Source organism: Paucibacter sp. Y2R2-4 (assembly GCF_025717535.1).
Lineage (GTDB): Bacteria > Pseudomonadota > Gammaproteobacteria > Burkholderiales > Burkholderiaceae_C > Paucibacter_A.
Genome location: NZ_JAJIRO010000006.1, coordinates 327924 through 354146, shown reverse-complemented (window position 1 = coordinate 354146; position 26223 = coordinate 327924). Strand labels below are relative to the sequence as shown.

Genomic DNA, 26223 nt, shown 5'->3' with positions numbered 1-26223 from the left:
GTATCCGAGGGCCGGCGCATCGTGGGCGTGGTTCTGGGTATTTCCCCAGGCCGAGCACTCCACCGATCCTCGGAGCGGCGTGGTCAGGCGGCATCTTCTGTACGACCAGACCTTCCAGCGTGCCTTCAAACGGGCGACTGTCGCCGCCGGCATCACCAAACCGGCGACGCCTCACACCCTGCGTCATGCGTTTGCGACCCACCTGCTGCAGGCGGGCTACGACATCCGCACGGTTCAGGAGTTGCTGGACCATTCTGACGTCGCCACAACCATGATCTACACGCATGTGCTCAAGGTTGGCGGCGGAGGGGGGCGCAGTCCGATGGATTCATTGGGCCTTCAATCGGCTGGTAGACCGACCCCACACTGGCCTGCCGTATAGCTGCCCTTCGTCTACGACAGCTACTGGCCGATCGTGTGAATTGAGTGAACTCAGGCCAGTACCAGCTTTGGGCACTTTGAAGCAGTTCATTTTTGGGTCCCGAATGACCGGCGCCGCCGACAGCAGCCGACTCGCCAAGCAGCTGCGCAGTCGCGCTGAGGAGAGCCTCAACAAGCAGGGGTCAGCATCAGGCCTCGCCGTGCTCGAGCCCTGTCAACTCGCGCCCAGCCGCCGCAAAACCCTGTGTCGCTCAGGACTCCACTCGCACAGGCGCCACGGCAGGAATGATGATCTCGAAGCGGGCGCCCTCACCCGGCACACTGCTGACCTCGATGCTGCCGCCCAGCACCGAGTGCACGATGTTGTAGCTGATATGCAGGCCCAAGCCACTGCCGCCCTGCCCCAGCTTGGTGGTGAAGAAGGGATCGAAGACGCGCGCCAGATGCTCGGGGCTGATGCCGCGGCCGTTGTCGCTGAAGACCAGGCGGATCTGCCCGCCTTCCAAGGCCTCGGCCGAAAGTTGCAAGAGGCCCTCACGTCGACCTTCCAGCCCGTGGATGACTGCGTTCAACACCAGATTGGTCAGCACCTGCCCCAAGGGGCCGGGGTAGCTGTCCAGCGCCAAATCTTCCGGCACCTCCAGGCGCAGCTGATGGCCCTCTCGACGCAGGCGGTTGCCCAGGGTCTGGGCGATCTCGATGCACAGGGTATGCAGCTGGAAATGGCGGCGCTGCTCCGAGGTTTGGTCCACCGCCAGCTGTTTGAAGCTGGTGATCAGCTGGGCGGCGCTGTCCAAGCTGCGCACCAACAAGAGGCTGGACTCCTCATTCGCCTGGCAATGCCGCTCCAGCTCCGAGCGGCGCAGGCCGCCTTCGGCTAACTGCCGGGTGAAGGCGCGGCCTCGGTCCAGCAAGGTGCTGGCCACCAGCAAGCTATTGCCGATGGGGGTGTTCAACTCATGGGCCACACCGGCCACCAGGGAGCCCAAGGCGGCCATCTTTTCCTGTTCGACCAGCTGGGTTTGAGCCGTTTTCAGTTGCCGATAAGCCTCGGCGTTATCCAGCGCCACCGCCGCATAGGCGCCCAAGGTTTCCAGAATCGCCAAGTCACTGGCCTGGAAGGCATGGCTGCGCTCGCTGAGCATGAAGATCAGGCCCACCACCTTGTCTTTCAGCAACATGGGCGCATAAATACCTGAGTGCACCTGTGCCGGGTCGGCACCGCTTTGCAGCACGATGCGTGTCGGCCCCTCTTGCTTGTAGAGCACCCGGCTGTCGCGCTCGATCTGGTCCACTCGCAAGGCTTGGCCCCGCAAGACCGCCTGCACGGCCGGCATCTCCACGGCCTCCAGGCTGCGCACATAGGGTTTGCAAGGCTCGCCGCTGTGCATCACGAAGTCAAAAGCCAGACTGCGCGTCGACCAGTTGACCAGCCCCAGGCCGAAGACATTGCCTTCAATCAACTCGCCCACCTGTTGATAGAGCGTTTGCTGGATTGAGGCCACATCCAGCGAAGCGGTGATCTGGCGGCCGATCTCGCTCAGCAAGGCTATGTCATGGCGGGCTTTTTCTGCCGCTTCACTGGACTGCAGCGCCAGCGCGCTTTGGGCCTGGGCCAGCTGCTTTTCTTGCGCCAGCTGATGGGCTTGTTCCTGCAACTCATGGGTACGGGCCGCCACCTCCTGCTGCAGACTCTGGCGTGTGCGGTGCAAGCTGCGCACCCGCCAGCGATAGGCGCCGCCCAGGGCCAGCAAGGCGCTCAAGACCACACCCACATTCCACCAAGTGGTGCGCCAAAAGGGCGGCAGCACTTCCACGCTCAGCAGTTGCTGCTCCTTGCCCCAAACGCCATCCGGGTTGGCGGCCTTGGCCAGCAAGCGGTAGTGACCGGCATCCAGATTGGTGTAAGTCGCCACGCCGGAATTGTCTTGGCCGTAGATCCAGTCGCGGTCAAAGCCTTCGAGCTTCCAGGCATGCCGCACCAGGCTGCGCTTGTCGAAGTGCAGGGCCGAGAGCACAAAGCTCACCATCGCCTCTTTGTGGCTGAGGCGAACTTGCTGGGCCAGGTGCAAAGGCCCGGTGACGCCCAACTCGGCCAGCGTCAGCGCCGGGCCACTGGCGCTGGCCAAACCGGCACTGGCCGGTGCCGACTTGGCCTCGGCCACCAGCGATTGATTGAACACCCGCAAATCACTCAAGACCACCTGCGGCGCCTGCGCGTTGTCTTGCATGGCCTCGGGCCTGAAACGCACCAGGCCCTTGCCGCCAAAGTAAAGCGTGCCGTCGGGCGCCCGCGCCGCCGCGCCGAAGCTGAAGCCCCCATTGAAGTGGCTGGCACCGGGGTAAAAGCGCGCGCGCTGCACCTGCGGCAAAAACTCGGTCAAGCCCTGTTCGCTGCCCAGCCAGACACTGCCGGACTCCGCATCCTGAATCGACTCAAAAGCGCCGCCCGGCATGCCGGGAACCTGAGAGGCGCTTTTGTACTGCCAACGCCCAGGCCCGCTGCTGAGCAATTCAAAAAAGCCCGCCTCCGACGCCACCCAGATGCGCCCTTGCTGATCTTGGCGCAAACCGTAAATCTGCATGTTTGAGGGTCGAGCCACATCGGCATTGCCCTGCACCGGCTGCGAAAAACTGTCGCTCGCCGCATCCCATAAATGCAGACCGCCTTTGGTGCCCACCCACAGCCGCCCGCTGCTGTCCAGCATCAAGCAGTCGACGATGTCGTGACTGAGCGCGGTGGGCTTGCGCGGGTCAGCCACAAAAGCCCGCACCCGGCCGCTGCGATCCAAGCGGTACAGGCCTTGTGCACTGCTCACCCAAAGTTCGCCCGAGGCCATGCGCAGCATGGCGCTGACCGAGACCGGCGCCATCATGTTCGGCCGCAAATCAATCGTTTGGCTGCGCCGGCTGCGCGGGTCGTAGCGCTGCAGGCCCCGCTCACCGCCTACCCAGAGCATGCCGTCGGGCTCCCGCAGCAAGGCCTTCACATGGGTGAGCGGCATCTCCTGCGTGCTGATGCGCTGCACCTCGCCGCTGGCCAAATGCAGCCGGTTCAAACCACCGCCATAGGTACCGACCCAGACATGCTGCTCGCCATCAAAGGCCACGGCCATCACCGTGTCGCTGGACAAGCTCTTGTCATCCCCCGGCAGGCTCAAATAGGTTGAGAAGCGCCGTCCCCCCAAGTCCGCCAGGCTCAGGCCGCTGCTCAGCGAGCCCACCCACAGTCCTCCGCTGCGGTCTTGCATCAGGCTGGCGACTGAGTCTTCACCCAAGCTGCTGTCCACCGAAGGCAGCTTGACGATGGCGTCGAGGCGGCCAGAGACGGGCTCACCAGGTACAGCGGCCTGGCTCTTGCTGCCTTCTTGCCATCGGTACAAAGCCGGGCGGCTGAAAGCGCCAATCCACATGGCCTGATCGCGGTCACGCAGCAAGCTGTAGACGCGGTCGCGAGGCAGTTTCAGCTGCAAAGCCAGCGGATCTGGGCGTGGCGCGAGGTCTTTGTTTTGCCCCTCGGCCCAGCGCCAGGTCTGCAAGCCGCCGGCCATGCCTACCCAAATCCGGCCATGCCCATCCAGAGCAAGAGCACTGACATGCAGATCGCTGGCCGCCATGGCCTCTGCACCCAGGCCATTCAAAGTGCCAAATTGATACAGCACCCGGCCTTGCGCATTGATGCGCACAACTTCGTGGCTCTCGCCCGCCCACACCCCGCCCTGGCCATCGGGCAGCAAAGCGCGAATCGGCCGCTTCAAGGAGAGTCGCTCGGTGCCAGGCTGCTGCCAGTCCACAAAGCGCCGCTCGGCCGTGTTGAACATCAGCAAGCCGCCCACCGTGCCCACCCAAAGCCGCTGCGGCCCGGCGGGTGCCAAAGCCAGCACGCGCCGCTCGGCCAGCGTGAGCGACTCGGGCATGGACTGGCGCTGGACCTTTTCAGTGGCCAGCGGCATGCGGTCCAGGCCCGCGCGGGTGCCGATCCAAAGCACGCCTTGATCATCTTCAAACAAGGCCTCGACCAGAGAATGGCTGAGGGAATCGGCTTGCTCGGCTTGCGACTTGAAAGTTTTGACCGCCTGACCGTCAAAGCGGGCCAGGCCGGCGGTGGTGCCCATCCAGATCAGCCCGTTGCGGTCTTGCAAAAGGCTGATGACGCTGCCGCCGGGCAGCCCCTGCTCCACCCCCATATGAGAGAAGCGCAGGCTGTGCAGAGCGTTCGCCCCAACTTGGGGGGCAGCCAAGAACAGACAAGCGCAAAGCATCAGAGCAGGCCCAAGATGGGCCCACCAAGCCTTCTTCTCTGGCTGACGCTTGCTCGCTGCACTGGCAGCGCTCTGGTCCTCATGCATGAACAAGTCGGTCTCCGGCTTCACCCTGGCAAAGCATCAGATGTTTCGGCCGCCCCTGCACTGCAAACCGCCGATCAACACCCTTGGTATGAGTGGGAGCATATAGCGGCTGGCACGGGCCGGCAGCAAGCACCGAGAGCGAACCCCGCCGAAGCAAGGCTAAGGCACATGTCGCCACCTGCATAGGGTAGCAACACGGGGGCAGGTCTTGCCGGCTCAGGGCTTGACAGCTTGGGGTGCGCGCGGATCGCGAGTCTGGCGCTTCATCCAGTCACTCATTTCGCGCAGCACATGGCCTTGCGACTCACGCGCCGCATAGCCATGCGACTCCAGCGGCAGGGTTACATAACGAACATTGCCCCCGGTGCCAGCCAGAGCCTGGTACAGGCGCTGGGTTTGCATCGGATAAGTGCCCGGGTTGTCGTCGTTCTCGCCGTGGATCAGCAGAATCGGCTCCTTCAGCTTGTTGGCGTAGTTGAACGGCGACAGGCGCAGGTAGACGTCTTGCGCCTCCCAGTAGGTGCGGCGCTCGCTCTGGAAGCCGAAGGGCGTGAGCGTGCGGTTGTAGGCGCCGCTGCGCGCAATGCCGGACTTGAACAGATCGGTGTGGGCGAGCAGATTGGCCGTCATGAAGGCGCCGTAGCTGTGGCCGCCCACCACCATCTGCGAGCGCTCGCTGACCCCCAGTTCCACCGCCTTGTCGATGATGGCCTGGGCATTGGCGGTGATTTGCTCCACAAAGCTGTCGTTGACCGTCTTCGGATCGCCGACCACGGGCATGGTCGCGTCCATCAACACCACATAGCCGTCGAGCAGCAACATCAGCGGGCTGGTCCCGCCGAAGCTGTTGAAACGCGTGGCCGAGCCACTGACCTGGCCGGCGGTGGAGGCATCGGTGAACTCCAAGGGGTAGGCCCAGACGAAAGTCGGGCGCGGCTCACCCTTTTTGAAGTCGGGCGGCAGGTAGAGCCAGAAGCTCAGCTCCACGCCATCAGCGCGCTTGAACTTGACCAGCTCACGCTTGATGTCGCGCAGCTGCGGCGTCGGGTCGCGGTGCTGGGTCAGGGTCTGCATCTGGCCGAAATCGGCACCGCTGCGCAGCAGCAGATTGGGCGGCTCGGTGAAGGTCTCGCGGCTGATCAGCAGGCGCCCATCGGCCAGCAAGGTGATGGGCCGCTCGTAGTGCGTGCCGCCGGACTGGAACAAACGCTCGGTCTGGCCGGTCTTGAGGCTCAGCCGGTCGATGAAGGGCCGATCGCCGGCCGGGCTGGCGCCCTGGCCGACCAGCAGCAGGCGGTCTTCGGCATCCAGCCGCGCGACGCTGTGGCCATTCGGCAGCACGCGGGTCAGCGGCTGGCCGGGGTCTTTGTAGCGGTCACGCTGCGAGCGGTCCTGCAGGCGCTGCGGCGGCGCGCTACCGTCCAGCGCCAGCAGGTCGACGCTGAGCCAGCGACGATCCCGGTCAAATTCGGCCACCAGGGCGCGTGGCTTGGCTTCGACAAAGCTCAGGTTGACCAGGCGGCCGGCGGTGCGATGCACTTCGCGCGCCTCACTCTGATAGGGCGCGTCCAAGCGCATCAGGCGGTCGCGGTGGCTGACCTTGTTGTTCGGATCGCCACCGTCCAGAGCCTCCACCCAGTAGACGGCGCCATCGGCCAGCGGCGAGGCCCAGTAGTCTCGCGGGCCGGTGATCACGCCCTCGACCGGCACGCCCTGGCGAATCTTGACGGCGCCCAGGCTGCGCAGCAGCTTGCCCTGGGCATCGCGCAACTCGACCTCGCGGCCAAAGTCATTGGCTCCGACCTGGTAGCTGAAAGGCGGCACCAGGCGTTCAACCAGCAGCGCACCCTGCGTGCCCACGGTCTGCACCTGGGCGATCAGGCCCGGCGCACCGATCTCGCGCGAGGCGCCGTTGCGCAAATCCACCCGGCGCAGCACCGCGCTGGCCTGATGCTGAAACAAGGCTTCGTCCTGGCGGTTCTTCAACAGGTCTTGGCGGGTGACCTCGGGCGAAGCCTGGCCCATGGACTCCTGGATGGCCGGGCCGCTGGGTACGCTGAACTGCGGCGCCGGGCCGCGCTGATCGGGCACCGTCACCAGCACCAATTCATCAGCATTCAGCCAGGCCACATTGCGCTCGAACATGGTGTTCAGGCGCACGCCGCGCAGCGGCTTGATGGCTCCGGTGGCGACATCGCCGACCCACAGTTCGATGGCTCGGTCGGTGCGGCGATTCAGCAGAAAGCGCCGGCCGTCCGGCGACCAGCGCAGCTGATGAAATGCGCCACCGGCCGGTAAGCGCACCTCGCGTGCCGGCGCCTCAGGTCTACTCAGCTCGCGCAGTTGCAGGGCTTCGATCGCCGTCAACAATTGCGGGCCACCGGCTGCCGCATCAAAGCGACCGCCAGCCAGGCGGTAAATGGGGCGAGCCAGCTCGGCAATGCTGCGGTGGCGCTGCAGCTGCAGCACCGCCAGGGTCTTCTGATCCGGCGAAAGCTGGTGCGAGGGCAAGCCCGGTGCGTCCAGCACCGCGCGCATGGCCGCCGAGGGCTGCAAATAGCCTTCGGTTTCAGAGGCAGCCGGTGCTTGAGCGAGTGCGGGACTGTTCATGCTGCCCAGGGCCAGAGCGATGGCCAGGCTCAGAAGATGAGGGGCGGGGCGGAAGCGAAAAGACATCGAAGTCGCCTTTTTGGAAGGAAGCGGCGACTCTAGCAGCGCTGCCCCCGCCCTGCACGATGTCAATGCAAGCGATATTGGTGCGCGTCTTCCCGGTTGCCGCGCACATTGACGCCTTGCGCCTTCCAGCGGGCAATGTGCGGCGCCAAGCGCTTCACAAAAGCCTTGGGCTCGCTCTGGGCTTGCTGGCGCCACGCCACCTCGGCCACCGCCGCCATGCGCGGGTACAGCATGAACTCCAGATAAGACTCGCTGCGAACGTTCTCGGTCCACAAAGGGGCCTCGATGCCCAGCACTTTTTGCTGCTGCGCTTCACTCAAGCCCACCGGCATCGGCTCCCAGGCGACGATTTTTTCCACCGACACCGGCCCACCGGTATTGCCCTCCCAAGGCGCGCCCGGTTCGCCCAGGCCGGCGGCGTAGTCCAGATACATACGGTCGGACGGCGACAGAATCACTGACTGGCCTTGCTTGAGCGCGGCCAAGACCATCTCGGGGTGGTCCATGCGCCACCACTGCACGACCATGTTCTCCTGCAGGCCGGCAGCAATGACCTCATCCCAGCCGATGGGCACCCGCTTGTGCTTTTGGATCAGCTGCACCATGCGGCGCGCAAACTCAGCCTCGACGAACTTCATCTGCGGAGTCTGCCCGGCCGGGGTCAGGTCTTGCGCCATCGCCAAGACCTCGGGCATCTGCGCCCAGCGGGTTTTTTCCACCCAGACCTCATCGCCGCCAAAGTGGATGTAGCGACCCGGGAACAACTCGGCCAGCTCGCCCAAGAGAGTGTCGATAAATCGGTAGGTCTCAGGCTTGGCCGGATTGAAGGTCACCAGGCCATCGAAGAATTCCGGGTAGGCGCGCGCTGCGGCACCGCTGTGGCCGGGCATATCGATCTCGGGAATCACCTCGATATAGCGCTCGGCGGCGTAGCGGACGATGCTTCGGATGTCTTCGGCGCTGAAAAACTGTGCCGGCGCATCGGGGCGCGAATGGTCCCCGCGCCCGCCCACCGTGCTCAGCTTGGGGTAGGCCTTGATGGCCAAGCGCCAGCCCTGGTCATCGCTGAGATGCAGATGCAGGCGGTTGAGCTTGTAGAAGGCCATATTGTCGATGACCCGCTTGACGCGCCGCACATCATGGAAGTGGCGCGCCACGTCCAGCATGATGCCGCGCCACTCAAAGCGCGGGGCGTCGCTGATGTCTGCGGCCGGCAGCTCGAAGCCGGCGGAAGAGACTCTCAGCTTGGGCTCTTGTGGCAAGAGCTGCATCAAGGTCTGAGTGGCATAAAACGCGCCGCTGGGCTCGGCGGCCTGGATAAGGATTTCATCGGACTTGATTTGCAGCCGGTAAGCACCCGCCACCTTGCCCACCGAGGGGTCTTGCTCGAAGCGAATCCGCGCTGAATTTGCAATGATCGAAGGCGCGAGCTTCAGCCGCAAACCTAAGGTCTGGGCCAGCGATTTCGCAGGGCCAGCCAAACCCTCTGGAGCCAGCACCGGCACCTGAGCATTCAAGAGAAATGGAGCTTGCCCCGTACCCGCCGTCACCATCTGCGGTTGCGGCAGCAAATTGCCCAGCGGAATGGGCACCGGCTGCATCGACGCCGCGGTCTTGGGCGTTGCCGCAAGGGCTGGCGTCAGCCCACCCGAGCCAAGCTGCAAGCCCAGGGCCAGAGAGCTGAGCGCCAAGGCGCGAAACATGGCACGTGGCCGCGAGCACATCGAATCAAAAGGCATAGCGTGCCTGCTCCGTCAGGCGCGGCCAGCGGTCGGTGCGGAAGGGCACCGCCGGCAGACCCGCGCGGTTGAACAAATTATTGTGCTGCGGGTTGTCTACCCAGCCGAAACGCACGGCCACCGGGTCTTGAATTGAATCGTGATGCACCCGCACCGTCGCAGGCCCCACGATGCGGGCCTGGGCCGGCTGAAATTGGCCCGAGGCATCGGCGATGGTGAAGCCTTGCAGCACGCCGCCCGCGCTCAGCAAACCGGTCTGGGCATGATCAAAGTGCAGCTCAATCTCGCGGCCGATCTGCTTCATGCTGCGGTAGGCCGGGCCTTGCACCTGACTTTGCACTTGACCTTTCCAGGCCTTCTTGTCGCTTGCTTGCAAGGCCAGGCCGGCCAGACGTTCGCCCACCACCTTTTTGTTGCGCGGGTGCAAGTTGCCGTCGTCGGCCACATCGCTGGTCACCACCAGGCCGGTGTGCGGCAGACGCAGAGCTTGGGTCTGGGCCTCGCGCAATTCGGCCCAGGCGCTGCCACTCAAGGCGTTGAGTGCCGCCGGGCTTTCGGCTGCGATCTGCACCAGATGGAAGGGAAAGTCGCCTTGGCCCCAGCGGGCGCGTAAGTCGCTGATGAAGGCGGGCAAGAGGCGCTCGTACTGAGCCGCACGGGCCACATTGCTTTCGCCCTGGTACCAAAGCATGCCGCGAATGCCTACACCCTGAACCGGATGCAACATGCCGTTGAACAGGAGCGAAGGCAGCTCGTTCGGGCCGGGCTCGGTTTTCTCGAGCAAGGATTCGACGCGAGCCTGCCAGGGGCCGAGCAGGCTCAGGTCTTGCGCCCCCTCTTTCACACCCAGTTGAAGGCGCAGCTGCTCGGGCGTGCCGTGGATGCCGCCGCCCATGCCCTGGTCGGTCACCCGCACCGCGACCACATTGGCGCCAGCCCGCAAGAGCCCAGCGGGCAATGAGTAGTGGCGCGGTCGGTCCCAGCCGCATTGGCTGCCCACGGGCTGGCCGTTGACGAAGGTCTCGTCGCAGTCGTCCACCTGGGCCAGGTGCAGCACCACCTCCGGCGACGCCGCCTGGGCGGCGCTGAGCTGCAGGGTCTTGCGATACCAAACCTTGCCGTCCAGATTGGCCAGACCTTGGGTCTCCCAAATACCGGGGGTTTGCAAGCGCGGCCAGGCGCTGTCGTCCAAGTCCGGCTTGGCCCAGTTTGCCGCCTCTGCTGCACCGGCCGGGCCGCTGCCCTGCCAGGCCTTCACCCGGCTCAGCATGCGGGCCTCTTGCTGGGCCACAAAGTCGCGCTCCGAGCTCGGCAGCGGCGCCGCCAACAGCGGCGCAATATCGGCCAAGGTCTTCAAAGCCGCAGGGCTCATCCAGGCCTCGATCTGCGTGCCGCCCCAAGACACATTGAGCAGCCCCACCGGCACGCCCAGCTCACGGCGCAGGCGCTTGGCAAAGTGATAAGCCACGGCGCTGAACTCGGCCGCGTGGGCCGAAGTGGCGGGCTGCCAGGCGGCGGGGGCGATGTCGTCCTGCGGCTGCAAAGCCGCGCGGTGGGCGAGCTTGATGTGACGGATGCCGGGGTCATTGGCGGCCGCGGCTTCGGCGGGGCCGTCCAGCGAATCCCGCAAAGCCCATTCCATATTCGACTGGCCCGAGCACAGCCAAACCTCGCCCACCAACACATCACCCACGGTCAGGGGCGCGCGACTCTGGCTGCCCGTGACCGTCAAGGTATGCGGCCCGCCGGCGGCCTCGGGTTTCAGGCGAAGGCGCCATTGGCCTTGCGCATCGGCCCGGGCGGTTTGGCGCTGCTGGCGAAAGCTGACCACCACCGTCTCGCCCGGTGCCGCCCAACCCCAGACGGGAATCAATTTCTCGCGCTGCAAGACCATGTGCTCACCGAACAGCCCATGCAGCCTCACCTCGGCATGCGCCGCAGCGCTCAGGCCGGCCAGGCACAGCAGCGCTGCCGCGCGCCAGCTCATGGCTTGGGCGACCAGGTAAAGGTCACCACGCTGTGTTTGGGCAAGTTGTAGGTGAAGCGGCGCTCGCCACCCTCCGCGCTACCCACACTAAAGCGACGGCCGCTGGCCTCGCCATTGCTGACGATCAGCACGATGGAGCCATCATCGGCATTGCGAAAAGCCACCGTCTCCATGCCGCCCACCTTGGCCGGCGAGGCAATGCGCTGGGCGCCGCGACGCACAAACTTGCTGGCGTGGCCCAAGGCGTAATACTCCAGATTGCGGGTGACCGCGCCGGTCTTGCTGTCGATGGTGACCACGCCGCGGCAGTCATTGCAGCCGCCCAGATGCGGGCCGTATTTTTCATCCAGAGCCAGGTTCCACATCAGCACGCCCTTGGCCCAGCCACGGGTGCTGCCAATGACCAGATTGCTCATCATCCAAGGCAAGGTTTTGTGCCACTCGGGCGCCCATTCGCCGCCCGAGCATTCGGTGAACCAGGTCTCTTTGTCGGGGTGGGCGGTGTGCACCACGGTCTGCGCGAACACATCACCGGCATAGCAATGCCAGCCCACGCCATCGACATAGGGCCTTGCCACGGGATCGGACAAGACGGCCAGCGGCGACTTCAGCTCATCCCAGTTGTGATCCCAATCGATCAGCTTGACCTTCATGCCGCGCTGCTTGAGCAAGGGGCCCAGATGCTGACCAAAGACGGCGGCACGCTCGGCGGGGTCCACCCGCATGCCGGGGTAGTCGCCCGGCTCGTTGTGTGGCTCGTTCTGGATGGTCAGCGCAAAGATGGGCACACCTTCGGCGGCGAATGCGTCGACGTAACGGACCAGATACTCAGAAAACACGCCGTACATCTCAGGCTTCAAGCGGCCCTTGATCATGCTCTCTGTCTGCTTCATCCAGCCGGGCGCGCTCCAGGGCGAAGCCATCACTTGCAAGCTGGGGTTGATGGCCAGGGCACTCTTGACCACCGGCAGCACATCCGCCCGATTCGGCTCGATAGAGAAAGCCTTCAAGCCCATATCGGTCTGTCCGGGGGGCAGGTCCAGATAGCTGTAGTGGCTGCGCGAGAAGTCCGAAGCACCGATGGTCAAGCGGGTCAGGTCGAAGCCCACACCGTTCGGCCCGCGCCCGAACAATTCCTCCATCAAAGCTTTGCGCTGCGCCTCGTTCATGCGCTGCTGGATCAACCAGGCCGAAGCATCAGTGATGGCGGCGCCAAAGCCTTCCATGGTTTGGAAGCGCTGGCTGGCGTCGACTTCAATGTGCAGGGGCAAGGCCTTCTGCCCTGTTTTGAAGCGGCTGTCGGGCTCGCGGGCCAAAAGGCGGCTGCGGTCGGCGCGGGTCTGCCAGGACGATGCCGTGTCGGCCGCCTGGACCAGACTGGCCAAACCCAGCATGCACAAGCTCAGCGGAAGCGCGCGAAGACGGGAAATCGAGAGTTTCATGAAAGAAAGCCTTGCAAGAGAAGGAGCAGATCAATCCAGCCGCGCACGCAGCAGCAGTGGATGGTGATCAGATGGGAAGCGGCCCGCCAGCGAATCGCTGAGCACGCCGTACTTGAGCACGGTGATGCCGGGGCTGAGGAAGACGTAGTCGATGCGCGCGTCCATGGCCGCATCGATCTTGAAACCATTGAAGGTGCCCACCGGCCCGTAAGGCGGGGTCTGACTGACCAGATAGGCATCGCGCAAGCTGGCCTGCATCAGGCGAATCTGTTCGGTCTCGGGCGTGGAGTTGAAGTCGCCCAGGCAAAACACCGGCGCCGCGCCGGCAATGGCCTTGACCTTTTGCAGCAAGAGCTTGGCCGACTCTTTGCGCGCCACTTCGCCTTCATGGTCAAAGTGCACCGAGAAGACAAAGAAGTTGCGGCCGCTCTCACGGTCGCGCAGTTGCACCCAAGTCGCCAGGCGATTGCAGCAACGGGCATCCCAGCCCTTGGAAGGAACATCCGGCGTCTGGCTGAGCCAGAAGTCGCCATGGCTGAGCGCCTCGAAACGAGTCCTGCGGAAGAAGATGGTCGAGTGCTCACCGCCGCGCTTGCCGTCGTCGCGGCCCACGCCCACAAAGGCGAACTCAGCCATGGCGGCCAGCTCATCGATCTGCTCAGGCATGCCTTCTTGCGTGCCGAAAACATCGAACTCGTGATAACGGATCAAGGCCTTGACGGCCTCGGCACGCTTGGGCCAGGCGTTAGGGCCGTCCGAGGCCAGGTTCAGGCGCAGGTTGTAGCTGCCGACGTGCAGGCTGGGGCCGGCGGCCAGGGCCGGGTGCGAGAACCAGGCGCAGAGCAGCAGCGCCAAACAAAGCGCACAGCGAGAAAGCCCGCGTGAAATCAACATGCTTGTTTCTCCAGTGGCGCCGCTTGGCAATGCTCAGCGATGAAGCCGGCCTGGGTGGGCATCACTTGCACGCAGCGCGCGATGACATACTTGACGTGATCGAGCAGCTCTTGCGCCTCGGCCAAGGGGGTTTGCTCGGCCAGCGGGTGGTAGCCCTGCGGCCGCAGGCCCTGGCCGTTCATCACCTGCAACCAGCTGACCTCGGCGAAGAGCTCGTCCGCCTCACGCACGATGCGGCCATTGCTGCGGTAAAGGTCCATCTTGCGCTGTAGCGTTTCGGGCACCTCCATCTGGCGGCAATGGTTCCAGAAGGCGGAGTCATCGCGAGCCGTGACCTTGTAGTGCAGGATGATGAAGTCGCGGATGCGCTCGTACTCGAACTGGGTCTGGCGGTTGTACTCATCGATGTCGGCCGCATCGAGCCCGCCGTGCGGGAAAAAGCTGATCAGCCGCGCCAAAGCGGTCTGGATCAAATGAATGCTGGTCGACTCCAAAGGCTCCAAAAAGCCTCCGGCCAGGCCCACGCCCACGCAGTTCTGCTGCCATGCCTTATCGCGCCGACCGGGCTGGAACTTGATCAAGCGTGGCTCGGCCAGCGGCTTACCGTCCAGATGGCGCATCAGCACCTCTTTGGCCTCGGCCTCATCCATGAATCGACTGGCGAAGACATGGCCGTTTCCGGTGCGGTGCTGCAGCGGGATGCGCCACTGCCAGCCAGCGCTGTGGGCCGTAGCGCGGGTGATGGGCAGCAAGGGGCCGGCGGACTCGCAAGGCACGGCGATGGCCCGGTCACAAGGCAGCCAGTGCGACCAGTCTTCAAAGCCCACGCCCAAAGTCTTGGCCATCAGCATGGCATGCATGCCGGTGCAGTCGAGGAAGAAGTCGCCCTCAATCAAAGCGCCGCCGTCCAGGCGCAAGGCTTGCAAGCGGCCGTCTATGGATGAGCGTTGCACCTCGGTGATGCGCCCCTCGCTGCGGCGCACGCCGCGCTGCTCGGCATAACGACGCAAATAGCGGGCGTAGAGCGAAGCATCGAATTGATAGGCGCTGGCAATGTCCGCCAAGGGAGAACCTGCCATATCGGGCCGGGCGCGCATGAACTTGGCTTGCAGCGGCGCCATGGTGTTGATCGAGTACTCACCCAGCTCTGCAGCCAGGCCTGCGCGGCGCAAGCGCAACCATTGCTGGTGAAAGCCGACCGAGCCAAAGTCCTGACCAAACTTGCCAAATCCGTGGATGTAGCGCTCGCCGATGGCGCCCCAGTTGACGAACTCAATACCCAGCTTGAACGTGCCTTGAGTCGCGCGGATGAAGTCGTCTTCATCAATGCCCAAAGCGGCATTGAAGTTCTTGATATTGGGAATGGTGGCTTCGCCCACCCCAATCGTGCCGATCTCCTCCGACTCGACCAGATGGATCTCATAAGCGTCGGGCAGCAGGCGGGACAGCGCCGCAGCGCTCATCCAACCCGCCGTGCCGCCGCCCGCAATGACGATGCGGCGCAAGGGTGGAAGGCTCATCTGAAAACTCTCCGCGGATGGGGCTCGGGTCTTGATGCTGAAAGGCGCTTAAAGCCGCTGCTCGCTGCGCTGATCAAACAGCGAGGCGCGCGCCAGGTCGAGCTGGAAGCTCACCGTTTGATCCGGCTGCAACTGCACATGGTCTTCGACGATGGCGGCCAAGAGCTGCTCGCCCGACTTCAACCAGACCACCTGGTGGTTGCCCATGGGCTCGATCAAATGGACGACGCCGCGCCAGGCGCCTTGCGGGTCCAGGCGCACATGTTCGGGGCGAACGCCCAGCAGCACCTGCTGATTCGACTGTGGGCGAGTCTGGAAGGGATAGGCGCTCAGCTCGGCATTCAGGCCGCCGCGCAAAGACACCGCGCCATCGGCTGCAAGGTCCAGCGTGCCCGGCACCAGATTCATGCCCGGCGCGCCCAAAAAGCCCGCCACGAAGAGATTGGCCGGCCGCTCATAGACCTCGGTCGGCGCGCCAATTTGCTGGATCACGCCGCCCTTCATCACCACGATGCGGCTGGCCAGAGTCATGGCCTCCACCTGATCGTGGGTGACGTAAATCATGGTCGAGCCAAGGTTTTTGTGCAGCAGCTTGAGCTCGCGGCGCAGCTCGGCGCGCAGCTTGGCGTCCAGATTGGACAGGGGCTCGTCAAACAACAGCACCGCCGCCTCGCGCACCAAGGCGCGGCCGATGGCCACGCGCTGACGTTGGCCGCCGGACAGCTGGCCCGGCTTGCGCTGCAAGAGCGGCTCCAGCTGCAGCATGGCGGCCACGCGCTGCACCCGGCGTTGCAACTCGTCCTTGGGGCAGCCGGCAACGCGCAGGCCGAAGGACATATTTTTCTCCACCGTCATCGTCGGGTAGAGGGCGTAGGACTGAAACACCATGCCGATGCCGCGCTCGCTGGGGTCGGCGAAGGTCATGTCCTGACCGGCAATCTCAACGGTGCCTTCGGCAATGCTCTCAAAATCGGTCAAGCCGGCAATGCTGTGCAACAAGGTGGACTTGCCGCAGCCCGAGGGGCCGAGCAAAACCAAGAACTCGCCCTCATGGATCTCCAGATTCAGGCCCTTGATGACCTCGTTGCCATCGAAGCGAATGCACAAGTCGCGGATGCTGACTCCACTCTTGGGCTGTGGGCTCGTCGTCGTCATCATTTTTCTCTCAATCAACCTTTGACCGCGCCGGCCGCAATGCCGCGCACAAACCAGCGTCCGGAGACGAAATAAACCAGCAAGGGCACCATGGAGGTGAGGATGGTGGCCGCCATGTTCACGTTGTAAAGCCGCTCACCGGTGGTGGTGTTGATCACGTTGTTGAGCTGCACCGTCATCGGCAGATGCTCGCGACCGGCGAAGACCAGGCCGAGGATGTAGTCGTTCCACACACCGGTCACTTGCATGATGGCCGCCACCACGATGATGGGCGTGGACATGGGCAACATCAGCTGCAAGAAGATGCGCCAGAAGCCGCCACCATCGATGCGCGCCGCCTTGAACAGCTCTTGCGGAATGGCGCTGTAATAGTTGCGAAACAGCAGCGTCATCACCGGCATGCTGAAGATCAAATGCACCGCCACGATGCCGGGCAGCGAGCTGTAAATGCCCAGCGTCGCCATCACCTTGACCAGCGGATAAATCATCACTTGCACGGGAATGAAAGCGCCCAGCATCAAGATGCCAAACAGCAGATTGGCGCCACGCGGCCGCCAAAAGCTCAGCGCATAGCCATTCAAAGCACCGATGAACACCGGCAGGATGGTGCTGGGCACGACGATGGCGACCGAGTTCCAGAAGCCCGCGCTGATGCCTTCGCAAGACACGCCCGTGCAGACCTCACTCCAGGCAGCGCGCCAGGGGTCCAGCGTGGCCTGCATGGGCAGCGCAAAGAGCTGGCCCAGGCGAATCTCCTCCATGGTCTTGAAAGAGGTGACCAGCATGATGTAGAGCGGCGCCAGGAAGAACAGGGCCGCCGTCACCAAGAAGGCGTAGATGCCCCAGCGCGCTGGGTTGAACTGCCCGCGCGCTTTGGCGCGGCGGGCGGCCTGAGTTTTTTCCATCATTGCAGCTGAGTGGCTCATGCGCCTCTCCCCTGCCCTGCCTTGCGGCTGCGGGCGTAGAAAAATGGCGCCACCAAGGCCAGCACGGTCAGCAGCAACACGATGGCGCCGGCTGAAGCCAGGGCGATATTGGCGCGACCGAACAAGTGGTCCATGATGAATTTGGCCGGCACATCACTGGCCGTGCCGGGTCCGCCTTGGGTCATGGCGGCGACGGCGTCAAACACTTTCACCGCGGCGGTGAAGAGCAGCACGAAGACGGTAGCGAATGAAGCTCCGAGCATCGGCAAAACGATAGACAGATACACACGCCAGGGCTTGATGCCGTCGATGCGCGCAGCCTTCCAGATGTCTTCATCAATGCCGCGCAGGCCGGCCAAGAGCAGCGCCATCACTAGGCCCGAAGCCTGCCAGACCGAAGCGATCACCACGGTGTAGATGACCTTGTCCTGGTCAATGATCCAGTCAAAAGTGAAGTTCTCGAAGCCCATTTGGCGCACCGCTTGCTGGATCCCGTCGGTGGGATTGAGTACCCATTGCCAGACCAGGCCGGTGGCCACGAAGGACATGGCGTAGGGGTAGAGAAAGATGGTGCGCAAGAGGCCCTCGCCCCTCACTTTTTGGTCGATGAAGACGGCCAACAAAAAGCCGATCACCATGCAGGCCAGGATGAACAGAACGCCGTAGATGGCCAAGTTCTCCAGCGAGAGCAACCAGCGTTCATTGCCGAACAAACGCTCGAACTGAGCCAGGCCGACGAAATCATCCTTGGGGAAGGTGCGCGAGCTGCTGAGCGAGACGCGCAGGGTCCAGAGCACCGCGCCGAGATAGCCCAGCAGCACCGTCAGCGCCATGGGCAGCAGAGCCGCCCAGGGCGTGAGACCGCGCCATTTTGAAAGCCGCTTTGAAGGCTGTTTGGGGGAGGACATCAGCGGACAGCCATCAGTTGCTATTGAGCGCCGCGATCAGGTCTTTTTGTACCTTCTCGACCGGGATGTTGCGGTTCCAGTAGGCGGTGACGATGTCTTGCATGGCGCCGTTTTGATCCGGCGTCAGGTAGACCTCGCCATTGCCCAGGTGCCGCGTCTTGTCCTTCATGATGGCCACGCCTTGCTGACCGCAGATGTCCAGCTGGCTGGCATCCACATCGGTACGCGCTGGGATGGAGCCCTTCTTGATGCTGAAGGCGATCTGCGTGGCCGGCGTCGTGGCCACGGTGGCGAGCAGCTTTTGCGCCTTGATGGCCTCGGGCTGGTTGGTCTTGGGGAAGACCAAGACATCGCCCTGGATGATGTAAGGCGAGTTGGGGCCAAAACCGGCGATGCAGCCATAGTCGCGCCCGGCTTCTTGCTTGGCCAGGGCGAACTCACCCTTGGCCCAGTCACCCATGAACTGCACGCCGGCCTTGCCATTGATCAGCAAGGCGGTGGCGTCGTTCCAGTTGCGGCCCGGCGAGCCCTTGTCCACATAGCTCTGCAAGCGCTTGAAGCTCAGCAGCACATTCTTGAACTCGGGCGACATGATGGCCTTGGGGTCGCGGTCGCGCATCACCTTGAGGTAGAGCTCGCGCCCGCCCACATTGCTGAGCACAGCGGCAAACACCGTGTTGTCCTGCCAGGGCTGGCCGCCATGAGCCAGGCCGATCAGGCCGGCGGCCTTGAGCTTGTCGAGCGCGGCAAAAAGCTCGTCCATGGTCTTGGGTTCGCCCGCGATGCCGGCCTTTTTGAAGGCGGCCTTGGAGGTCCAGATCCAAGCCGGCATATGGATATTGACCGGTGCGGCGTAGTAGTGCCCCTTGACCTTTATGACCTTGAGCACGGTCTCAGGCAAGACCTGATCCCATTTTCCGGCGGCGGCGGCCTCGTCGATATTGTTCAGCAGGCCCTGGTCCACCACATCCAAAAACTGCTTGGAGGTGTTGAACTGCGCCGCCGTCGGCGGATTGCCACCGACGATGCGGTTGATGGCCACCGAGCGGGCTTGCTCGCCCAGGGCCACGGCCGTGTCCTTCCAAGCGCCACCGGCGGCGCTGTAGGCGTCGGCCAGGGCCTTGACGGCGGCCGACTCACCGCCGGAGGTCCACCAGTGAATCACTTCGGCTTTCAGCGGCGCTGCTGCCGAAGCTGCCCCGGGCTTGGTCTGCGCCTGGGCTGCGCAGACGCTGCCAAGTGCGGCCATCAAGCCAATGATCTGGCTCAGAACAGGACGAGAGGTGAGCTTCATTTTTCAGCGTCTCCAGGCTGCAGAAACTGGGCGTACCACTGGCCGCTGGCCTTCAGGGTACGTTGCTGGGTTTCAAAGTCGACATAACTCAGACCGAAGCGGCGCAGATAGCCTTCGGCCCACTCGAAGTTATCGAGCAAGCTCCAGGCAAAGTAGCCCTTCAAAGGCACCCCGGCGGCCATAGAGCGCTGCGCGGCCGCCAGATGGCGGGCCAGATAGCTGCGGCGCTGCACATCCTCGACCCGACCGTCGGGCAGCATCTCGTCCTCGAAGGTCGAGCCGTTCTCGGTCAGGTAGACGCAGTTCGGCGCGTAGTCGCGCTGGATGCGGGTTAGCAGGGTCACCATGCCCTCGGGGTCAACTTCCCAGCCAAAGGCGGTGCGCTCGACACCGGGCGTTTCGACCACGCGGGTGGCGATGGGGGCCACGCCGGGCGCGTTCTCAATCCGCTCAGGGAAGTAGTAATTGACGCCCAAGAAATCGGTCGGCGTGGCGATCTCGCGCAAATCGGTACTGAGGGCGTGGGGCGCCTCGTCACCCAAGAGAGCCAAGATGTCTTGCGGGTAGCCACGACCATGCAAGGGGTCGAGGAACCAACGGTTGCGCAGGCCGTCGTGGCGCTCGGCCGCGGCGGCATCGGCCGCGCTGTCGCTGGCCGGCGAGATCGGGTGCAGGCTCAGGGTGATGCCCACTTGCGCATCCGGCACCAAGCGCTTGATCAGCGGCACGGCGCGGCCATGCGAGAGCAGCAGGTGGTGGCAGACCAGCAAGGCGGTCTTGTGGTCCTTCAAACCCGGCGCATGGTTGCCCTCGAAGTTGCCGAGGAAGGCGGTGCAATAGGGCTCGTTGTGGGTGATCCAGTGCTTGACCCGGTCGCCCAGGCGGCGCGCCACCAGTTCGGTGTACTCCAAGAAGGCATCGACGGTGGCGCGGTTGGCCCAGCCGCCCTTGTCTTGCAGGGCCTGCGGCAGGTCCCAGTGGTAAAGCGTGGCCCAGGGTTGCAGGCCGCGCTCCAGCATGCCGTCGACCAGGCGGGAATAAAAGTCCAAACCCTTTTCATTGACGGCACCACGCCCTTGCGGCAGCAGGCGCGGCCAGGCGATGGAGAAGCGGTAGGCGTTGACGCCCAGTTGCTGCGCCATGTCCAGGTCTTCGGGCCAGCGGTGGTAATGGTCGCAGGCGACCGCGCCACTGCTGCCGTCACGGATGCGACCGGGTTCGCTGCAGAAACGATCCCAAATCGATTCGCCACGGCCGTCTTCATGGATCGCGCCTTCGATCTGGTAGGAGGAGGTGGAGCAACCCCAGCGGAAGTCGCTGGGGAAATCGCGACGCGTGATTTGCGGCATGGCGGCTGCGGCGCTCAGTTCAGTATTCAAAGACAAGGAATTCGGCAAAGTCATGGTTGAGAAGCGTTGGAAAGCTGAGAGCAGCTGAGGGCGTCGGCATCGCGGGCGGCCCCCGAGACGACGCGGATATTGGCGATGGCCGCAGCAAAAGGTGCGTCGGCCGTGAGGCTGAAAGGTGAGCCTATGCGGCTCAGATTGGCGCCCTGCTCAGCAAAGCAGGCGAGCGGAATCTTCAAGCTCTGGCGCTGGGCTATGGGCCGGCTGGCCAGGGCCGCGTTCAGGGTCAAGCTGCCCGAGCAAGCGGGGCCGCATTCCATGCGCAAGCGCACCGGCTGGGTGGCGGCTTGCTCGACGATCAGATCGAACACCAGGGCTGGCGCGGGGTAAACCGTCAGATCACTTTGCTGGTTAGCGCCGATATGGAAGGTGGCCGGTCCCATCCATACCAAACGCTTGGCATCTTGCTGGGTGTTGACCTGGCTGCTGGAGACCCGGATGGCGGGCTGATCGGCTGGCACCTCCAGCACCGCATTCAAATCCGAACCCAGGCCGCGATTCGGCCAGGCTCCCGTGGGGCTGCCCACATGCATCTGGAAAGGACCCTGGCCGGTCTGGCGGAAGATCAGCAACTCTTTGGACACATCGCAGCCGCCGCTCATTTGCCTCACCGGCAGTTGCGCCACATGGCCGGGCTTGGCATAGCTCAGGCCGTAGCCCGCCTTGAACAAAGGCTTGCTCTTGGCGCTGACGCAAGGTGCGGCCGGCCAAGCAAAAGGCAGCTTGGCGCGGAAGTCATGGGCCGGCTGACCGTTCGCGCCTTTGAACAAGACGTCGGCCACGCCCCCGGCTTCGCTGCCGGGCAGCCAGGCGGCCACAAAGGCGTCGGACAGGTTGAGCAAATCATGGGTGTAGATGGTGCGGCCACTCATGAAGACGGTGGTCACCGGCACGCCTTTGCCGCTGACGGCGCGCAAAACGGCCAAGTCTTCGGGGTAGCGCTGGCTGTGCTGCAAGCTGCTGGAAGGCGAGATATCACCCACGCCTTCGGCATAGGGGGTTTCGCCGAGCACCGCGATGACGACGTCAAAGCGGCTCACATCCACATCGGCGGCGTTGGCGCTGAAGGCGACTTCGGCCGCGCCGGCCACTTCACGAATACCCGCCAGCAGCGATTGCGAAGCCGGGAAATCGGCGTTTTGCGTGTCGGTGCCCTGCCAGGTCAAGCTCCAGCCGCCGGCCTGGTTGGCCAAGTTGTCGGCGCTCTTGCCTACCACCAGGATGCGTTTACCTTGCGCCAGCGGCAGCGTGCCGCGCTCGTTCTTCAAGAGCACCAAGGTCTGGCGCACTGCACGGCGAGCCAAGTCGCGGTCCAGCAAGGCCTCGGACTTACCAGCCACAGCACTTTGATTGGGCGAGGTTTCGAACAAACCAGCACGCAGCTTGACGCGCAGGATGCGGCTCACCGCATCGTCAATGCGAGCCATGGGGATCTCACCGCGCTCGACTTGAGCGATGGTGTTCTTGATGAAGGCGCGCCAGTCCTCGGGCACCATCACCATGTCCACCCCGGCCTTGATGGCCTGGGCGCAGCTGTTGTCGCTGCAGCCGGGCACCTGGCCGATGCCGTTCCAGTCGGAGACAACAAAGCCGTCAAAACCCATCTTTTGCTTCAGGGCCTCGGTCAGCAGGGCGTGGCTGCCGTGCATCTTGCCGTAGTCATGGCCGCCTGCTTTGGCTGCCGATTTAGCGGCAACATCGGTCCAGCTGTGGAAGGAGGCCATCACCGTCTGCACGCCGGTCGCCAAAGTGGCGTAATAGCCCTGGCCGTGCACATTGATCATCTGCGCACGGCTGATCTTGCTGTGGCCTTGGTCGCGGCCAAACTCGGTGCTGCCGTCGCCGATGAAATGCTTGGCGGTGGCGACCACCTTGCTGTCACTCTTCAGGTCGCTCTTCAGGTCACCCTGCAGGCCGCGCACCGAAGCGGCACCCAGGCGAGCCACCACTTGCGGATCGGCCGCAAAGCTCTCGTAGGTGCGGCCCCAGCGGGCATCTTGGGCCACCGCCAGGGTCGGAGCGAACACCCACTGAATGCCCGTGGCGCGCACCGCTTTGGCGGTGGCCGCGCCGATGGCTTCAACCAAGGCGGCGTCATTCGCAGCGCCCAGGCCGATGTTGTGGGGGAACAGGGTGGCGCCGCGCACATTGCCGTGGCCGTGGACCGCGTCGGTGCCCCAGATCAGCGGAATCGGCGTGCGCGCGCCGCTGGCCATCGAAGCCTCGTAATAGGCTTGCGACAAGGCCAACCAATCGGCAGCCGAGGCATCGCGCTGATTGCCCGGCCAGGTGCCGCCGCCATTCAACACCGAGCCAATGTAGTAGCGCCCCACTTCTGCGGGGGTGATCGATTTGATCTCTGGCTGGGTCATCTGACCCACCTTCTCGGCCAAGCTCATGCCCGCCACGATGGCCGCAATGCGCGCCTCCATCGCCGGGTCTTGCGCAACTGCACTCTTCACAGCCGGCCAGTCGCGCAAGGTCGGAGCGGCCTGGGTCTGCGCCGCAACACAGGCCAAGAGAGCCGCTGCACTCAGGCAGGACAAGAGCGATGGAACTCGGGTCAGGTTCATGGGCATGGCGGACTCAAAAAGTTTCGTGATTCGGCTGTGACGCCGCGGGCAGGGGGATGGAAACGGCCTCAATCGTCCATCAAGGACCCATCAAGGCTGAGTTCACCCCACCTGCCCATCGGTTCTTCCCTAATGCCCGCCGAAGGCGAGCAGTTTGGCGCTTAGAACTTGTAGTTCACCCCCATCATGACCTGACGGCCGTAGGTGGTGTAGCGCTCGGGCATCAGGTTATCCGGGTTCTTGCCGTTGCCGACACTGACGCTGGTCCGATAGGGCTCATCCGTCAGGTTGTTGACCTGCAAGAGCAGGCCCAGACCCTTGAACATGCCGGAATCGAAGCTGTAGCCCACCTGCATATCGGTCACCGTTTCTTGGTTGATATTGCTGATGGCTTCCGAGTAGAAGATGCCGCGAGTCTTGGCGGTGTAGTCGGAGCGATAGCGTTGGCCGATACGCGCCGAGAAACCGCCCTTCTCGTAATAAGCCGACCAGCTGCGCACGATGCCGGACAGACCGTCGATGCCGTTCTTGAAGCCGTCGTCGTTCAGATTGCTGCGGGTGTTGGAGTAGCTCCCCACCAGACCAAAACCATCCAGGGCCTGGCTCAGCATTGAGGCTTCCAGCGAAGCCGCCAACTCATAACCGGCCACCATGCCGCCATTGCCGTTTTGCAGCGTGGTCAGGGTACCGATATTGGAGATAGGCACCACCGGCGGCTTGCCGTTGTTGGGGAAGCCGGTAAAGTCATACTGGACCGTGCCCGAGCCAATGAAGTTCAGCAGCTTCTTGTGGAAGATGGCATAGGACAGGTAGCTGCGCTTACCGATGTACTTCTCGATCGACAGGTCCACCGAATCGGCCAGCCATGGCTTCAGGGTGGGGTTGCCACCGCTGCCGCTCCAGGTCTTGATGATGGGGTCCACGCTCACGCCGGTGAAGCCGGCACGCATATCGTTCATGCGGGGGCGCGCGTTGGAGCGAGCCATACCGAAGCGCACGATGGTGTCAGCCGGCAACTCGGACACCAGGTTCAAGCTAGGCAGCCAGTCCACGTAATCGGTACCGCCGGTGATGGGCACCGACTTGCTGCCGTCCCACACAAAGCCGTTCGATTCCTGATGCGTGCGCACATATTGCACACCCATATTGCCGCGCAGCGGACGGCCGAACAAGGTGGTGTCGATATTGGCCTGCAGATAGGCGGTGGAGACTTTCTCCGACACGCCGTAGTGGCGAGCAAAGGTCTTGTCGGCACCAATTTCGGTCTGGTTGTAGAGCGAATCCTTGGCCGCCATCACATCGTAAGAAAGGATGGACGGAATGCCACCAAAGGCCAGCGAGCTGCTTCCCAACAAGAGATTGGCAGGCACAGCGACGGGCGCACGGCCGTTCTTCAGATTGAGCTCGTACTCCATCATGTCGACTTCTTTGCTGCGCTGATTCAGGTTCAGACCCAACTCAACACTGCTGAAGAAGCCGTCCAGATCACGCTTGGCCGAGAGGCGCAAGGCCTTGATCTCGTCGTTGGACATCGGGTAGTTGCTGCGGCCGTCATGGCCCCAACCTGCCGGGTCGCTCAACAAGATCTTGCTGGAATCGGCGTAATTGAACGGCGTAGTGATCTGCGAGATGCCACTGCCGGTCTGCACATTGATGTCCAGCGTGGTCGGCAAGACCGAGCCGGCGCTCAGCTCCATGAACTGCTCTTGACGCTTGGCGCGTGAGTAGCTCAGGTCGGCCGTGGCGACCCAAGAGTCGCCAATCTTCAGCTTGTTGTTCCAACCAAAGGCGCGGATGTCGTCATCGCGGGTGTTGAACTGGCTCAGATGCACCGGCTTCAAGTTGCCGACGGTGGCATTGGTGACGAACAGATCGCCATTGACCTCGCCCGTCTTCACATTCGAATAGACCGGCTCGGTCGCGTCATTCCAAGTGGGGCCGAGGTTGGACATCAGGGCGCGGTAATTGCGCTCTTGCTTGAACTTGCTGTAGTACAGGTCCAGCACGCTGTGGAACTGATCATTCGGCTTGTATTCCAGCGCGGCCATCAAACCATTGCGCACTTGCTTGGAGGCAGTGACGGTGTCTTCAAAGCCGTTCAGCGTGGCCGCGCCCTTGGGCACGCCAGCGATCTGCTTGCCCCAAGGGCCGGTGTCGGCCCACCACCAAGATTTGTAATGCTTCTCTTGGCCGGGCGAGTCCAGATGCGCAAAGCCAATCGCCACGCCAATGGTGCGATCGGCGAATTGATCAATGTAGGACGCGCTCAGGCGGTTGCCATTGGCGCCGGGGCCGGGGGTGACTTGGCCGTTCGAGTTTCTTTCGGCGCGGGCGTTGAAGACCAGTTGGCGGCCGCCGAAGTTCAGCGGACGCACGGTTTGCATATCGATGGTGCCGGCCAGACCTTGGCCGACCAGGCTGGCGTCAGGCGTCTTGTAAACCTTGACCGCGCTCAGCAGCTCGGAGGGGAACTGGTCGAACTCCACACCGCGGTTGTCGCTGGTGCTGACCATTTCACGGCCATTCAACAAGGTGCCGGCAAAGTTGCCCGCCAGACCGCGGACCTGGATGCCTTGGGCACGACCGTCCACGCGCTGCGCGGTCAGACCGGGTAGGCGCGACAGCGATTCGGCAATGCTGGTGTCGGGCAGCTTGCCGATGTCTTCGGCCGAGATCACTTCCACGATGGAGTCGGAGTTGCGCTTGGACGCTACCGAGGCCTCGATGCCGCGCCGGATGCCGCTGACCACAATGGTTTCGAGCTGCTGCGGGTTGTCGGCCTGGGCCTTGTTGTCCGCGGCCGCGGCCGATTGGGCTTGGCAGACCTGGGCTGCAAACAAAAGCGTGGCGCAGGCGGCCGCAACCGGGCTGATCTGCAAGGCCAAACCACGCCGGCGCACTGCGCTTTGCTGCGTGTCGCTGAAATGCTGGGAGTTCTTCATCTCGGGTTGTCTCCTGTGACTGTCCTGGGGC

Annotated in this window: 15 protein-coding genes; 1 reads left to right on the top strand and 14 read right to left on the bottom strand. The window is 63.6% G+C overall.

Translation table 11 applies throughout. The features are described 5' to 3' along the window. On the top strand, positions 1 to 382 hold a 382-nt coding region (locus LNV06_RS22475; protein WP_263540543.1), incomplete at its 5' end, for a tyrosine-type recombinase/integrase. A gap of 250 nt (positions 383 to 632) precedes the next feature. Here the strand turns inward: LNV06_RS22475 and LNV06_RS22470 are convergent. The 14 genes from LNV06_RS22470 to LNV06_RS22405 all read right to left on the bottom strand — a co-directional run bounded on the left by LNV06_RS22470 (position 633) and on the right by LNV06_RS22405 (position 26192). Continuing rightward, entirely contained in the window at positions 633 to 4622 is a 3990-nt protein-coding gene (locus LNV06_RS22470) for a two-component regulator propeller domain-containing protein (protein WP_263540542.1), read from the bottom strand. A gap of 324 nt (positions 4623 to 4946) precedes the next feature. Further along, positions 4947 to 7406: a S9 family peptidase gene (locus LNV06_RS22465; RefSeq protein WP_263540541.1), complete on the bottom strand. Its 2460-nt coding sequence runs from the start codon at positions 7404 to 7406 to the stop codon at positions 4947 to 4949. A gap of 62 nt (positions 7407 to 7468) precedes the next feature. Beyond that, positions 7469 to 9145 (bottom strand): beta-N-acetylhexosaminidase, encoded by a 1677-nt coding sequence (locus LNV06_RS22460; protein ID WP_263540540.1) that lies wholly within the window; start codon positions 9143 to 9145, stop codon positions 7469 to 7471. Then, complete coding sequence (locus tag LNV06_RS22455; RefSeq protein WP_263540539.1) at positions 9135 to 11132, bottom strand: sialate O-acetylesterase; 1998 nt, start codon at positions 11130 to 11132, stop codon at positions 9135 to 9137. Before LNV06_RS22455 ends, LNV06_RS22460 begins: the two co-directional genes overlap by 11 nt. Further along, positions 11129 to 12574, bottom strand: a complete 1446-nt coding sequence (locus LNV06_RS22450; RefSeq protein WP_263540538.1) for a glycoside hydrolase family 30 protein — start codon at positions 12572 to 12574, stop codon at positions 11129 to 11131. Before LNV06_RS22450 ends, LNV06_RS22455 begins: the two co-directional genes overlap by 4 nt. Positions 12575 to 12604: 30 nt before the next feature. Continuing rightward, entirely contained in the window at positions 12605 to 13468 is an 864-nt protein-coding gene (locus tag LNV06_RS22445) for an endonuclease/exonuclease/phosphatase family protein (RefSeq protein WP_263540537.1), read from the bottom strand. Next, complete coding sequence (locus LNV06_RS22440) at positions 13462 to 14988, bottom strand: tryptophan halogenase family protein (RefSeq protein ID WP_263540536.1); 1527 nt, start codon at positions 14986 to 14988, stop codon at positions 13462 to 13464. The genes LNV06_RS22445 and LNV06_RS22440 overlap by 7 nt, the downstream gene beginning before the upstream one ends. A gap of 48 nt (positions 14989 to 15036) precedes the next feature. Further along, on the bottom strand, positions 15037 to 16143 hold the full coding sequence (locus LNV06_RS22435) for an ABC transporter ATP-binding protein (RefSeq protein WP_263540535.1): 1107 nt from the start codon (positions 16141 to 16143) through the stop codon (positions 15037 to 15039). A gap of 14 nt (positions 16144 to 16157) precedes the next feature. Continuing rightward, positions 16158 to 17051, bottom strand: coding sequence for a carbohydrate ABC transporter permease (locus tag LNV06_RS22430; RefSeq protein ID WP_263540557.1), 894 nt, complete (start codon positions 17049 to 17051; stop codon positions 16158 to 16160). A 14-nt stretch (positions 17052 to 17065) separates the two neighbouring features. Further along, positions 17066 to 17977, bottom strand: coding sequence for a carbohydrate ABC transporter permease (locus LNV06_RS22425; RefSeq protein WP_263540534.1), 912 nt, complete (start codon positions 17975 to 17977; stop codon positions 17066 to 17068). Positions 17978 to 17990: 13 nt separating this feature from the next. Further along, positions 17991 to 19226 carry an ABC transporter substrate-binding protein gene (locus tag LNV06_RS22420; protein ID WP_263540556.1) on the bottom strand — a complete coding sequence of 412 codons (1236 nt, stop codon included), beginning with the start codon at positions 19224 to 19226 and terminating at the stop codon, positions 17991 to 17993. Positions 19227 to 19267: 41 nt separating this feature from the next. Next, complete coding sequence (locus LNV06_RS22415; RefSeq protein WP_263540533.1) at positions 19268 to 20674, bottom strand: GH1 family beta-glucosidase; 1407 nt, start codon at positions 20672 to 20674, stop codon at positions 19268 to 19270. Beyond that, positions 20671 to 23256 carry a glycoside hydrolase family 3 protein gene (locus tag LNV06_RS22410; RefSeq protein WP_263540532.1) on the bottom strand — a complete coding sequence of 862 codons (2586 nt, stop codon included), beginning with the start codon at positions 23254 to 23256 and terminating at the stop codon, positions 20671 to 20673. Before LNV06_RS22410 ends, LNV06_RS22415 begins: the two co-directional genes overlap by 4 nt. A 155-nt stretch (positions 23257 to 23411) precedes the next feature. After that, positions 23412 to 26192, bottom strand: coding sequence for a TonB-dependent receptor (locus LNV06_RS22405; protein WP_263540531.1), 2781 nt, complete (start codon positions 26190 to 26192; stop codon positions 23412 to 23414). Positions 26193 to 26223 lie beyond the last annotated feature (31 nt).